The sequence below is a fragment of the uncultured Campylobacter sp. genome (genome assembly GCF_938030785.1).
Lineage (GTDB): Bacteria > Campylobacterota > Campylobacteria > Campylobacterales > Campylobacteraceae > Campylobacter_B.
Genome location: NZ_CALHIK010000033.1, coordinates 1 through 13252 on the forward strand (window position 1 = coordinate 1; position 13252 = coordinate 13252).

At 49.5% G+C, this 13252-nt stretch carries 16 protein-coding genes; 2 read left to right on the forward strand and 14 right to left on the reverse strand.

Translation table 11 applies throughout. The features are described 5' to 3' along the window. Together Q0438_RS01710 and Q0438_RS01715 are read left to right on the forward strand one after the other, a co-directional pair. The coding region (locus Q0438_RS01710; protein WP_299186619.1) for a DUF4299 family protein at positions 1–468 on the forward strand (468 nt) is incomplete at its 5' end. A 184-nt stretch (positions 469–652) separates the two neighbouring features. Continuing rightward, positions 653–922, forward strand: coding sequence for a hypothetical protein (locus tag Q0438_RS01715; protein ID WP_299186622.1), 270 nt, complete (start codon positions 653–655; stop codon positions 920–922). Positions 923–1002: 80 nt separating this feature from the next. On the opposite strand, the gene Q0438_RS01720 is transcribed toward Q0438_RS01715, so the two are convergent. The 14 genes from Q0438_RS01720 to Q0438_RS01785 form a co-directional block, all read right to left on the reverse strand. After that, complete coding sequence (locus tag Q0438_RS01720) at positions 1003–1785, reverse strand: DUF3137 domain-containing protein (protein ID WP_299186625.1); 783 nt, start codon at positions 1783–1785, stop codon at positions 1003–1005. Positions 1786–2129: 344 nt separating this feature from the next. Then, entirely contained in the window at positions 2130–2558 is a 429-nt protein-coding gene (locus Q0438_RS01725; RefSeq protein ID WP_299186627.1) for a hypothetical protein, read from the reverse strand. 188 nt (positions 2559–2746) lie between these two features. After that, positions 2747–3538 (reverse strand): tetratricopeptide repeat protein, encoded by a 792-nt coding sequence (locus Q0438_RS01730; RefSeq protein ID WP_299186629.1) that lies wholly within the window; start codon positions 3536–3538, stop codon positions 2747–2749. A gap of 446 nt (positions 3539–3984) precedes the next feature. Beyond that, positions 3985–5748, reverse strand: coding sequence for an arginine--tRNA ligase (gene argS, locus Q0438_RS01735; RefSeq protein WP_299186632.1), 1764 nt, complete (start codon positions 5746–5748; stop codon positions 3985–3987). Between the two features lie 5 nt (positions 5749–5753). Continuing rightward, entirely contained in the window at positions 5754–5963 is a 210-nt protein-coding gene (tatA, locus tag Q0438_RS01740) for a twin-arginine translocase TatA/TatE family subunit (protein ID WP_297918317.1), read from the reverse strand. A 10-nt stretch (positions 5964–5973) separates the two neighbouring features. Further along, positions 5974–6588, reverse strand: a complete 615-nt coding sequence (gene gmk / locus Q0438_RS01745) for a guanylate kinase (RefSeq protein ID WP_299186636.1) — start codon at positions 6586–6588, stop codon at positions 5974–5976. Then, a complete protein-coding gene (locus tag Q0438_RS01750) occupies positions 6588–8456 on the reverse strand; it encodes a hypothetical protein (RefSeq protein WP_299186639.1) in 1869 nt (622 codons plus the stop codon). Before Q0438_RS01750 ends, gmk begins: the two co-directional genes overlap by 1 nt. Before the next feature lie 56 nt (positions 8457–8512). Next, positions 8513–9154, reverse strand: a complete 642-nt coding sequence (locus Q0438_RS01755; protein WP_297918310.1) for an ABC transporter ATP-binding protein — start codon at positions 9152–9154, stop codon at positions 8513–8515. A gap of 2 nt (positions 9155–9156) precedes the next feature. Beyond that, positions 9157–10221 carry a translation elongation factor Ts gene (gene tsf / locus Q0438_RS01760; RefSeq protein WP_299186642.1) on the reverse strand — a complete coding sequence of 355 codons (1065 nt, stop codon included), beginning with the start codon at positions 10219–10221 and terminating at the stop codon, positions 9157–9159. Further along, positions 10221–11018, reverse strand: a complete 798-nt coding sequence (gene rpsB, locus Q0438_RS01765) for a 30S ribosomal protein S2 (RefSeq protein ID WP_299186645.1) — start codon at positions 11016–11018, stop codon at positions 10221–10223. The genes tsf and rpsB overlap by 1 nt, the downstream gene beginning before the upstream one ends. Positions 11019–11302: 284 nt before the next feature. Further along, on the reverse strand, positions 11303–11731 hold the full coding sequence (locus tag Q0438_RS01770) for an amidohydrolase family protein (protein WP_299186648.1): 429 nt from the start codon (positions 11729–11731) through the stop codon (positions 11303–11305). Between the two features lie 67 nt (positions 11732–11798). Continuing rightward, entirely contained in the window at positions 11799–12206 is a 408-nt protein-coding gene (locus tag Q0438_RS01775) for a hypothetical protein (RefSeq protein WP_299186650.1), read from the reverse strand. 18 nt (positions 12207–12224) lie between these two features. Further along, positions 12225–12443 carry a hypothetical protein gene (locus Q0438_RS01780; protein ID WP_299186653.1) on the reverse strand — a complete coding sequence of 73 codons (219 nt, stop codon included), beginning with the start codon at positions 12441–12443 and terminating at the stop codon, positions 12225–12227. Positions 12444–12631: 188 nt separating this feature from the next. Continuing rightward, positions 12632–13252: polyphenol oxidase family protein (locus tag Q0438_RS01785; protein WP_299186656.1), on the reverse strand; the 621-nt coding region annotated here is incomplete at its 5' end.

A 13252-nucleotide genomic window follows, 5' to 3' on the forward strand; every position in this document is an offset into this window, starting at 1 on the left:
GTAAATTTTTGCTACGGGGTGCAGAGGCCTTTTGCGATAAACCGCGCGATGATGGATGAAATTTTAGCCTCATACAACCCCTCTGCCGAGTTTAGCAAGCGACTAACCGAGGTGCAATATCTTGACGCTTACAGCGCGCACCAGAGGTTTTACCGAAATGGAGATGACGGTACGATAATGGGCTCATACGCGCTCACGCAGGACCTGCCCACTATCCTGCCCTACAAGCCGTTTGTGGAGTGGCAAAACGCGGAGATGCTGAAAAATAGCGACGTAGCGCGCTGGCAGATCGCGCTCATAGGCATCGAGGGCGACGAAAACGACGCAGGTAACTACCGCGCCATCGCCGAGCTGGAATACGACGAGTTTATCGCGCGGCTGCCGAAGCGAAACTACCGCTTCATCGATGCGAGCTATATTTTGGTTGACGGGCTAAACGTCAATCAGCTAAAGGCGCTGGCGGGCTAAATTTTACTTGCAGTGAAATTCTACAGGGCTTCATCGAGGATTGAAGCCGCAAAATTTAAAGGGGCGGAATTCGCGGTAAATTTCGCGGCGCACAAAATTCTAAAAGGCGGAATTTTATCGCGATGCAAATTTAAGAATTCCATCGCGGTGAAATTCCGTCGCGATAAAATTTAGAAAGCTTAAAATGAAAAAGACCTACTACGATCTAAAAATTTACGATAACAACGGAACGCTCAGCGTGCTGCAAGAGGACATCGAGGCATTGCCGTTTTTCGGCTACTGGCAAAAGATGAGTCTTGGCTCGACGCAGGGCATATACATAGACGAAAGCGGCAAAGAGCACAGGCTCGTCTATCTGTACGATTGGGAGAAATTTTGCAGATTATTCGCTCGCGAACAGGAGCTACTTAAGCGCGCCCCGGTCGGTAGCGAAAATGAGCGATCCGAGCCGTAGCGGATCTCGGTCGGCGGCGGAGAATAACGGCGATCCTGGCGCAGCGCAAGTAAATTTTAGCCGATAAATAGCGGCGCGCATTAATCAGCCAAAATCGCCGCCCCGCTTAAATCCGGGTTTAAATTTAACTCGTCTATGATAGATAAAAGCTCTAAAATTTCTTTTTTGATCTCAGCGGCGTCCTCAAGGCTCGGCGGTATCGAAAACAGCGTTGTTTCAAACCTATTTTTCGCTCCGTTTAAAAATAGGTAAAATTTATCGTCCATAAACGCCGCACTCACGCCCATTTTCCCCGCGAATTTTTCCTTTAGCTCGCGCAGGCGCTGCATAAACGCAGGCGTCAAAAGATACCTCGCCTCTACTTTATCATCCGCAAAGACCCGAAATTCTTTACTAAAAAACATGTCATCCATCTGCTCTTTTTCGCCTATAAATTTAGTATTTAACGTGCGGCTTGCCACTATCGTTTGACCGCTAAATTTCTTGTAGAACTCGCAGACCAAGACCGAGCCGCTGAAGGCTTGGGCATTGCTATAGATTGTATAGAAAGCCGTAGCGACAAAAAGGACCGCGGCTATTTCCGGGGAGAAGCCGGTGCCGGCGACGATAGTTCCGCCCGGTATCCTTATTGCTTCGCTTAAGCTAAATTTGACGCCGTTATAAATGCCTCTGATTTGATCTTCAGCGCGAAATTTATTTTGCGCATATATGCCGATCTTTTTAAATTCCTCACGGCTAATCCCCGCCGACGGTTTATAACTAAAAGCTTGATTTATATCTGAAATAATGGTGCGAATATAAACGTTTTTATAAAATTCCTCGTAAACGCTTAATGGTTCAATTACATTAGACCAAGTTGTCATCCATGAGACGATAAAAATTGGCACATAAAGGAAAATAATAAATATTACGGCTAATTCGCTTCTAAAAATTTTTTCCGCTACGAAAATCCCGCTAAGCGGTAATATGGCTATAAAAAAGATCCCTAAAAACAGATACTTTATAAATACTAGCCGGCACTCTTTTTGCTTTTTTGCGGTGGCAACTATCGCTTCGTTTATATTCAAATTTTACCTTTTTCTAAATTTACGCGGCGGATTTCGCGCTTGGAGCGAATTTTAGCAAAATTTACGCTGCAAAGATACGGCGGCGCGAGTAAATTTTATCTGGCGGATTAAATTTATGAAATTTACGCCGCGGCAGCGATCTACTCGGACGTGCGTTGATTCAGCCACGCTCTCAGATTGCCCGCGCCCTCTTTTAGCACCCCAGATCCTGCGGCGGCAATACAGACAAAATTAATTAGCGAGCCCCTCCCGCCGACGTTTAAAATCCCAAAGCCTACAATCCACAGCGCCGCGCCGAAGCCAAGCGTGCACACGGCGGTCGCGATCCCCAACTTGCGGCGCAAAGGGCTTGGTTTGCGCACCACCTGAACTCGAGTGATCACGTAGCTGCCCGCATATCCTCCGCGGATGAAATACGCGCGCGCAGGCTCGCCCTCCTCCACGGGGATATCGTTAAACTCGCCGCGCAGCTTCACGCCGTCTATCTCGAAAAATACCCAAATTTTGCTATTTCCTCTTGCGGCGTGGATGCGGAGATTTCGAACCTCGCCCGTGATTTCATATTCCAATTTGTCTCCTCAAACAGCTTCGCGCTTTGCTTCCGCGCTAAATTCCGCACCGTAAAATTTTAAAATCAAAATTTATGCCTTGCTCGTAGCGCAAAACAAACAGCGTACGGTGAATAGCACAAAACAGAAACTCGCGACGGACAGTGCGCGCGACGAGCAGGGCAAACAGGCAAACGCGTGCTGGGCTACTATCCACCTTGTTTCTCTAAAATTTTATCTTTTAGTAACTCGTAGAGCTGGCAGGATTTTTTATTGCCCGCGTCGCAGCCCTTTTTGATGCATCCGAGCCCCTTGGAAAATCCGCGCAAATCCCCGTCGCTCAGATACAAATAGCCTAAATTATTGCAGGCGTCATCATAGCCCAACTCACAGGATTTGATGTAAAACTTCTCCGCCTGGTCACGATTTAACGGCGCACCGAGGCCATCATCATACGCTAGGCCCGCACTATAACAGCTGTCCGCTAACCCGCCGTCGCAACCACGTTTGAAAAAACTCGTCGCCTTTGCCCTATCCACCGCAAACCCTAAATCGCCCTTGTAATAGACCACGGCCGCATTGTGGCAGCTCTTGGCATAGCCCAAATCGCAGGCCTTGACATAGTACCGAGCCGCCTCGGCGAGATCTCTACTCAAGCGCCCTTGCCGATATAGATTGCCTAGCTTGTGGCAAGCTACAGCGACGTTTTTATCGCACGCTGCGGCATAAAATACGCCCGCTTGCGCCGCATTGCCCTCACCGTCGTATATACTTGCGAGCTCGAAACAGCTATCATCGTCGCGTGCCTTACAAGCCCTGATAAAAGCAAACTTGGCGCCGTCGTAATCTCCGCGGGAGAGCTTGTCGCGCCCCAGCTGCGCGCAGCCCACGCCATCGCCGCGGTAGCATTTAAACGACAAAACGGGCGACGGCAAAAAAAGCACCATAACCAAGACGCAAACGGCGATAGAAAGTGCCGTTATGTCGATGATCTTTCTCATATCTATCCTTTTTGCGGCGATGCGCCGCGGGGCTTAAGGAGCGGTCTTGCAGGCAAATCCCGCCCGAGTAAATTTTGCAGATGAAATTTTGCCTAGAGTTTTCACGCCGTAAAATTTTAAAATTTCAAAATTCTGCAAGCGGTAAATTTGCAGCCGAATTTTAAATTTTACGAACCGCGCCCGGCGCCGCAGCAATACCGCGAGACAGCCCGCAAAATTCTAAAATTGAAATTTTACGGGCCGTAAATTTAGAACTAGCTTTAAATTTTTGTAGCGTCAAAATTTCATCCCAAATTCCGCTGCAAAATTTTGCGGAAAGCGGGAAGTAAAAAGCAAAACACAAAATTTTGCAGCAGAAATCCCGTCGAAAAATTTCGCTTTGTATTTAAATCATAAATTTCGTTCATGAGATTTAGGGCTATCGGCGCGAGATGTAGCCTGTGCGGCTACATTTTTTCTTTCGCGTTTAGGCCCATCAGAGCGAACGCCGTGCGGATACTAAGCGCCACGAGCGCGAACAGCTTGAGTTTCGCATCCTCATTCTCGCTGCCTACGACGCGGTTTTCGTTGTAGTATTTGTGAAAGTCCGCCGCGAGCGCCTTTAGGAAATCGGGCAGCTTCTGTAAGCCGCGCGAATTAAAGGCGTCGTTTAAAATTTCATTCAAGCCAAGCGCCGCAAAAGCTAGGCCGAGCCCCGCTTCATCCAGCGCGCCGAAGTCCGCGCCCAAGACGTCCGCCTCGCGCTTGCCCGCTTTGGTAAAAATTTGATTGACCCGCGCATGGGCGTAGTTGATGTAAAAGATCGGATTGCTGCTGTCCTCGCGCGCGAGCTCGTCCACGTCGAACTCAAGCGGCGTCTCGCCCTTTTTGCTGATAAAGATAAATCGCATCGCGTCCCTGCCGATCGCGGCGAGCACGTCGCTCATCAAAATCGCGTTGCCCGCGCGCTTGCTCATCTTGTAGGTCTGCCCGTCTTTGAGCAAATTTACCATCTGCATTAGGATGATCTCGAGCCTGCTTTCGTCATAGCCCAGAAAATGCACGGCGGCCTTTAAGCGCGCGATGTAGCCGTGGTGATCGGCCCCCCAGATGTTGATGCAGCGCTCGTAACCGCGCTCAAATTTGTTGTTGTGATAGACGATGTCGCCCGCAAGATAGGTCGGACGCGCATCCTCGCGGATGACGACGCGATCTTTTTCGTCGCCAAGCTGCGATGAGCGGATCCAAATTTTGCCGTCCTGCTCATACATCTTGCCGCTACACTCAAGCTTCCTAATCGTAGGCTCAAGCTCGCCGTAGAGGCTCTTTTCGCTAGCCCAGTTTTGGATATGAATGCCCGCATCTGCGAGATCTTTTTGGATAATCTTTAACACTTCGTCTTTAGCAAACTCCGCAAGGATCAAAACGCGCGATTCGTCGCGGAAAATTTCATCGCCGAATTGGGCGCGCGCAAGAGGGATGATCTCGTCGATATACTCGCCGCGGTAGTATTTCTCGGGGTAGCTCACGTCCTCGCCTGCGAGCTCGCGCGCACGAAGTGCGATCGAAGTGCCCAAAAGCTCGATCTGATTGCCCGCGTCGTTGATGTAGTACTCGGTATCGACGCGGTGCCCTAGATAGCCTCCGATGCGCGCGAACGTATCACCGTAAACGGCGCCGCGCACGTGCCCGATATGAAGCGGACCGGTCGGATTGGCGCTGATGTATTCAAGCAAAATTTTTTGCGGCATAGCGGCGGAATTCTGCGCCTCATCGCAATTTGATGCTACGACGGAATTTGACGCCTCCTCGGAATTCCGCGATTTGGCGGCGTCATTGCCGCTCGCAGCTAGATTTGCAGCGTAACCTTTGCTAGCAGGCTCACTCGCGCAAAGCTTCTTCGAAGCCGATAAAATTCCGCCTCCGAGCTTCGCGTCGTTTTTCGCAAAATCGCCGCCCAAGCTAAGAGCATTTTCAGCAAGAACGCCCAACACGGCGGGCTTTAGATGAAAATTTAGATAGCCGTTTACCGCCGTCGCGCTTAGAATTTTGCTGTCTTTAAATTTAGCCGCAAGCTCCTCGGCAATGAGCTTAGGCGCCTTTCGCAGCTCTTTAGCCAGCGCAAAAGCCTCTGGTGAGGCGTAATGGGCCAAGCTTTTATCTTTGGGTTTTCCTAAAACGACTTCGCGAGATAAAATTTTAAAAATTTCGTTTAAGACTAAATTTTTCAAATCCCTTACGCCTTTTTATTGTCGCTAATTTCGGCGTCTCTAACCTCTTCCTCGGCCTTTTTCTCGACCTTTTCAGGCGTATCGTCCTCCATCTCTTTTTTGAAGGTCTTAATGCCCTTGCCTACGCCCTTTGCGAGCTCCGGGATCTTTTTAGCTCCGAAAAGCAACACGATGATCACTAAGATAATTAGCAGTTGTTGAACGCTTACGCCCATTTTTTCTCCTTTAAATTTTCCAAATTTCGATTAGTTTGTTTATGTCGCGGCCTGCGGTTTCAAGCCTGATCGCCTTATAGATCGATCTGAAATTTTCATACGCCTGCTCCAAGCGGTCGTTGATTATCAAATAATCGTATTCGCCTAGGCGCTTCATCTCCTCTTGCGCGTTTTGCAGCCTTAAAGCGATGTCGGTATCGGCGTTGCTGCCGCGCGCTTGCAACCGCACTCTAAGCTCGGATAGGCTCGGAGTCGTGATAAAAACGCTGGCAAGCTCGCTACGCGGCACCTTGCCGCGCACGATCTCGTAGCCCTGAACATCGATGTCAAACAGCACCGTCTTGCCGCGCTCAAGCTCGCTCGTAACGGCCTTTAGCGAAGTGCCGTAAAATTTGCCGTGCACGTTTGCCCACTCCAAAAAGTCGCCGCGATCGATTCCTGCGCGAAACTCACTCTCGCTTATGAAGTGGTAATTCACGCCGTCCGTTTCGCCCTCTCTCATCTCGCGCGTCGTTGAGGAGATCGAGAAATAAAGCTCATCGCCGAATTCCGCGATAAGGCGCTTTATGAGGGTGCTTTTGCCGCTGCCGCTGGGGCCCGAGATGAGCAAAATTTTGCCCCGCACTACCGATCTCCAAACGATATGTCGATATTGATCTTAAAGTCCTTCAGCGCGTCTTTGGCGTCCTTGCTGCCCGCGAATTTCTCGATCGTGTTTGCGATACCCGCTTCCAAATCGTCGCGCAGCTTGCTCTTTAGCTCCTCGGCGCTCGGCCTTTTGCCTCTTCGATCGCTCTGCGCGGCTTCGCTCGATCTTGCAAAACCGTTTGCGCTCCGGCCTTCGCCGCCGTTTTTCGCCTCGGTATCCGAAGCCTCGCCGCTAAAGCCATCATGCTCAAACGCCGAAATGCTGCCACGCAGAAAATCATCTTTAGAAAGCTCGCTTGATTCGCCGCCGAATGCTTTAGCGGCAAAATTTCTGCCGCTGTTTTGCGAGCTCGCGCCGCTATCTACAAAATTTTTAGGCTCGGTCGTCTGCATGCTCTCAAACGGAAGCGCATTGTAGAGATTTTCAAAGGGTATATCTTCTTTACCTGCAAGCGCGATCGGCGCGCCGTCCGAAGCTTCATTTTGCGCCCGCATGACACCACCGTCTTTTTGAGACGGTGCGTTTTGCGCAGCGGCTGACGACATTGATGCCGAAGCGCCCGCCGCAACTGCTGCGGCACCGGCGGCGAAAGCTTTTTTAGTAGCTTCAAAATCGTCGAGCGAACCGCCGAAATAATCCCCTTCACTAATGCGGTCGAAAATTTTAGAAAAATCCGCATCGAAGTCGTCGCTTGCGGCGTTCGTCTGGGTTTGTAAATTTACAGAGCCTACCGGCTCTTGGGATGCCTCTTGCGCCTTTAAATTTGAAAATTCCATACTTTCCGGCTTCGCAGATTCAGGCGAAATTTTAAAATTTTCGCCTTGCGGAGTATCGTTTAAATTTGGCTCCGATTTAAAATTTTGCTGCTCTGCCGAATCCTCATCATCGCCAGCCAAAGCAATAGGCGCCGTATTGTCGCTCTCATCTTGAGCCAAAGGTATAAATTCCGCTGCAGCCTCGTTTTTAGGCGCACTATTTTTAGCCTCGCTCTCTTTCGCTCCGTCTGAGACCGAAATACTTGCATCGCGGCTATCCGCTTGATCGTCTGCGGCAACCTTAAGCCCTTCAAGCGGCGCGTCGTCTGCGATCTCGCTCGCAGCCAGGCTCAAAGGCACGTCGTCCGCGATCGTATCCGCAGCCAAACTTAGCGGCGTATCGTCGGAAATGTTTTCCAAAGCCGCATTTAGCGGAATATCGTCCGGAATTTTATCCGCAAGCTCGCTCGCAGCGGTATCAAGCGGCGTATCGTCCGCCAAGCTCTGTGCGACGGCGCTAAGAGGCACGTCGCCCGGAGCGTCCTGCACCAGCGTGTTTAGCGGCACATCGTCATCCAGCTCGCCGTCAAATTCCTGCGCCAGCTGCGACAAAGGTAGATCGTCCGAGGAGTTATAAAAACTATCGACCAGAGCCTCAAAATTTTGAGCGCCCGCCGCTTTATCTTCGCTCGCTCCGCCGCCCGCTGCTGTTTCGTTCGCCAGATCAATCGCGTCGATCTCTTTCATAACGGAGCTTGCGTCGGCAAATTCCTGAGCCATCTTCTGCTTGGCTTGAGCGCTCATCGTCTGCAGCGAAAACTCGCTGATAAACGTGATGAGCTCAAGCGGCGAAAAAGGCTTGCTCAAAGTATACCTAGCCCCGCTCGGAGAGACGTTTTTGGGAGTCAAAAATAAAGTTTTATGAAGATCAAAATTTGAAATATCGTCGCCCGATTCGTAGTTTTTTATAGCCAAATCATATTCGCTCTCGTCCGCGCTATAATCTACCAGATCCGCCCCGATGCGCTCGCAGCAAATATTTACGACACTTGCAACCTGCTCATTGTGATTGTCAAGTAAAATTTTCATTTATGGCCTTTTGGAAAAATTTTACCTATTTTAAGATATTTTTGGTTATTAATTGCTTATATTTCTGCTAAATTTCGATCGTTTATGCGATAAACTTTGCTGCATTTTTGCGCCAAGCCCTCATCGTGCGTGACCAAAACTAGCGCGCCGCCGCTGTGCGAAACGTACTCAAAGATCACGTCCATGACCTCGTTTGCGGTATCCTTGTCTAAATTTCCCGTAGGCTCGTCGGCGAAGATTATGCGCGGCTTTTTGCAAAGTATGCGAGCGATGCTCACGCGCTGCTGCTGTCCGCCGCTAAGCTCGCCGACGCCTTGAGCAAGAGTATTTTCTATCTTAAGCTTTTTTAAAATTTTCTGATCTATCGCGTTATTCGTAAGTTTGGCGGCGAGTTCGATATTTTCGCCAGAGGAAAAACCCTTAAAAAGGTAGTGGGATTGAAATATTATGCCGAAGTCGTTACGGCGGATTTTAAGCCTCTCATCGGAGCTTAGCTCGTAAATACTGCGCCCGCCGTAGATCACTTCGCCGGAGTTTGGCTTTAAAAGAGTGCATAAAATATGAAGTAGGGTCGATTTGCCGCAGCCGCTAACGCCCAAAATGGCGATACTCTCACCCTCCCCAACGCTTAAGCTTACATTTTCAAAGAGCGTATAATCATACGCGTGAGTAAGATTTACGCCCTTTAGAAGTTCCATATTTAGCCGATTTGAGCCGCTACTTCGGCAGCGAAGTCTTCGCTCTTTTTCTCTAGGCCTTCGCCCACTTCAAAGCGGACGTATTTTACGATCTCGATCTTGCCGCCTAGTTTTTTAGCTTCTTCCTCGATCACCTGCTCGACGGTTTTCTTATCGTCCATTACGTAAAATTGCCCTAGCAGCGTGAGACGCTGATCAATCTGGGTATTATCGGCGATGAAGCGATCGATCTGGCCCGGTAAAATTTTATCCCAAATTTTTTCAGGCTTATTTTGCTTGCGAAGCTCGTCTTTTAAAATTTCGATCTCTTTGGCTAAAATTTCGTCCGTTAGATGCGCGCGCGAGCCGAACTGCGGGATCTTATGAAGCGGTTTACCTAAGCGTACGAACTCCTCATTTTCCTTCTCAAACTCGCCTTTAAGAGCTAAAAATTCTTTTTCGATAAAATCGGGATCAAGCTCTTTATAGCTGATAACCTGTGGTTTCATAGCAGCTGCGTGCATGCAGAGATTTTTTATAAGCTCCTTCGCACCCTCCGCAGTCTGCTCGCTATCGCAAGCTGCTGCGATGATGACGCCTACGCGGCCGTTTGAGTGCAGGTAGCCGTTTAGCACGCCGTTTGCGCCCGCTTTAATCGTCTCAAATCTTCTAACGACTAAATTTTCGCCGATCGTAGCGATCTGACTTTTTAGATGCTCATCAAATTTAACGCCGTTAATGACGCTGGAATTTAGCTCTTCGACGCTGCTAATGCCCTTAGTTTGGATATGTAGAGTAGTATTTTTTACTAAATTTATAAAATTTTGATTTTTAGCTACGAAGTCGGTTTCAGAATTTATCTCGCTTATGGTCGCGATCTTGTGATCCGCGCCCACTTCGACGCTCACTAGACCCTCGCTAGCTAGGCGATCGGCTTTTTTAGCAGCCTTTCCGAGGCCCTTTTCGCGAAGTAGATCGACGGCTTTGTCTATATCGCCGTCTGTTTCAACCAAAGCCTTTTTGCAGTCCATCATCCCCGCTCCGGTGCTTTCGCGGAGCTCTTTTACCATTTGTGCGCTGATTTCCATTACTCTTCGTCCTCGCTTACGTCAAAATCCTCTTCGCTCATCGCCTCGGCTACGACTTCCTCTTTCTCCTCGTCGCTGACGGCTTCGCTCTGCTCGCCATCTTCGCTCGTGTCTTGATCGCGAAGCGCCTTGCCTTCGTTGATAGCCTCAGCCATCTCTTGGCAGAAAAGCTGCACCGAGCGGATCGCATCGTCGTTGCCAGGTATCGGGAAATCGACTACGTCCGGATCGCAGTTCGTATCCAAAGGCGCGATAACCGGCATTTTTAGGCGGTTAGCTTCCGCTACGGCGATCTTTTCTTTAACTACGTCGATGACGAAGATCATATCAGGAAGGCCCTTCATATTGCGGATGCCGCCTAGATAAAGCTCGAGCTTCTCTTTTTTGCGGCGAAGCATTAGCGCCTCTTTTTTGGTTAGTAAATTTATCGAGCCGTCCTCTTCCATAGTCTCGATTACTTCGAGCTTGCGGATCGATTGTTTAATAGTGGAAAAATTCGTCAGCATGCCGCCTAGCCATCTGTGGCTCACATAAGGCATGCCGCACTTCTCGGCGTACTCTTTTAGAGTTGCGCCGGCTTGTTTTTTGGTACCTACGAAAAGTATCGTCTTACCCTCGGCAGCCGCGTCGCGCACGATATTATAAGTGTAGCGAAAGTAGCGGATAGTTTTTTGTAGATCTATGATGTAGATACCTTTTCTCTCGCCGAAAATGAATTTTTTCATCTTCGGATTCCATCTGCGCGTTTGGTGTCCGAAATGAACGCCGCACTCTAGCAAATCTCTCATTGTTACCATGAGTTTTCTCCTTGTGGGTTGCCCCGAAATTTAGGTTTCTCCTCCACACCCATTAACATCTGCTTTTGACAAACGCAACCAAATTTTAGGATTGGTGTGTGTGAATTGAAGCTGGGATTATATTTAAAAATAGCTAAATTAAAGCTAAATTTAATATAATCCAAGCCTAGGCGCGGCTAAATTTTGCGCCGTAAAGATGAGACGGCTGCAAGAGGTACAAGCGAAATTATTCGTCAAATTTAAAACCCGCCAAATTTAAGAAAACGGCAAATTCGCTCTAAATTTCACTCAAAAAATCCCTTTTTCACGAGCTTGCCTTCTTTCACACAAAACTCCCCTTTCGCGATTACGCTATCTAGGTTTAGAGCTTCGTTAAATACCGCAAAATCAGCGTCAAAGCCTACTTTTATCTCGCCTTTGCTGTTTAAATTTAGGTATTTTGCGACGTTTTTGCCCATCATGCTTAGCGCTTGCGGGATGGTTAGGATTTTATTTTTCACGCAGGCTTGCAAGACTTCTAAATTCGTCTCGCACGAGGCGCAGCCGTAGCCGACCAATGCGCCGTTTTCGTCAAATCTAGGCACGCTGCCGTTGCCGTCCGAGCTCATCGTTAGGCGCTCTAAATTTAGCCCGTTAGCAAGCCCATACGCGATAGCTTCGTGAAGTGGCGCAAATTTACTTCCGCCGCTCGTGATATCAATGTAGCCGCCCATTTTTTGAAATTTGATCGCCTCGTCAAAAAGCTCCTTCGTTCGCGCGCAGTGCGTCGGCGAAAAGTAATTAACAGGAAAACGAATAGTCCTTGATCACGCTAAAAATAAGGTCAAATTTATCCGCGAGCCCGCCCATATGCATGTGCAGCACGCCGCCTTTTTTCGAGATCATGCCGCCGATGCGGATCTGCGTCAGGGTCTTGATGAGCTCCTGCGCGGTCGGGTAACTGCCGCGGTTGTCGCTCATCGCGATCTTACAGCCGATGACCTTGTCGATGAGCACCAGATCGCGCGTGACGGAGCCCGTAAAGGTAACGCTAGGCAGCGCATAAGAGCCCGTGTGGATGAAGGTCGAGATGCCCTCGTATTCAAGCACTTTGGCTTTTGAGTAGAGGTTTTCTAGGCTCCTAGTGCACCCGTCGGTACCCAGCGTGCCTACGACCGTCGTCGTGCCGTAGCGGATGATTTGCGACAATGTTATTTCGGGCGTTCGCTAGTGATAGCCCGCCTCCCCGCCCCCGCCCGTGATATGCACGTGCTGATCGATGAGTCCGGGTGCTAAAATTTTGCCCTCTAGATCATAAACCTCAAGGTCCTCAATACGAAAATCAAGCCCCTTAGAAACGGCTAAAATTTTACCTCCGCCGAGCAAAACGTCGCTCCTGCCGATGTGCTCGGGCGCGTATAGATCGGCATTTTTAAGTAACAGCATATCTTCTCCTTTGCTTTGGGTTTTTGAATGCAAATTTACGTTTTTTGGCTTATTTTAATTGCGATGTCACGCCGCAATCTAGCCTCTTTTTCGCCGCTTCGCTTTACAGCGCCTCTACGTCAAATTTTATAGAGTTTCATAAAATTCCGGCAACTTCGCGGAAAAATTTTATATACTATTTTTGCTTTTCATCCACATAGCTTATTCATCACAAAGCCGCAGAAGCGCCCCGTAACGCCGTCTCTGCGGTATGAAAAATGCCGCTCGCTCTCGAAGGTGCAGCGTGGATCGAATTTAACGTTTCGTACCCCCGCAGCTGCGAGCTCATCGCGCAGCGCGGCGTTCATATCGAAATGCCCCTGCGTTTTGTAGCGCTCAAACTCGCCCAGATCAAGCCCGCCAAGTTCATAGTTTCGCACCTTGATATTTGCGCCCACGAATACTTTCAGCTCCGCAGCGACGCAGCCGAAGCGCTCGCTCATCAAATTTATCGCATTCGTGCAGATCCGCCCTATCACGCCCGCGCGCCCCGCATGCACCGCGGCAACCACTCCGCGTCGCTCGTCCGCGATCAGTACAGGCGAGCAGTCCGCTACCAGCACGCACAGCGCCGCGCCGCGCAGATCGGTCACTAGCCCGTCGCATGGCGGGATTTCATCGCTACCTGCGCGTAAAATTTCAACTTTGTTTGAGTGGATTTGGCGCATAAATTTTAAATTTCGAGGCGCGATGCCGAGTGCGGCGGCTAAAATTTCGCGGTTTTGCGCGACGTTTTGCGGATCGTCGCCTACGTGATCCCCTAAATTTAG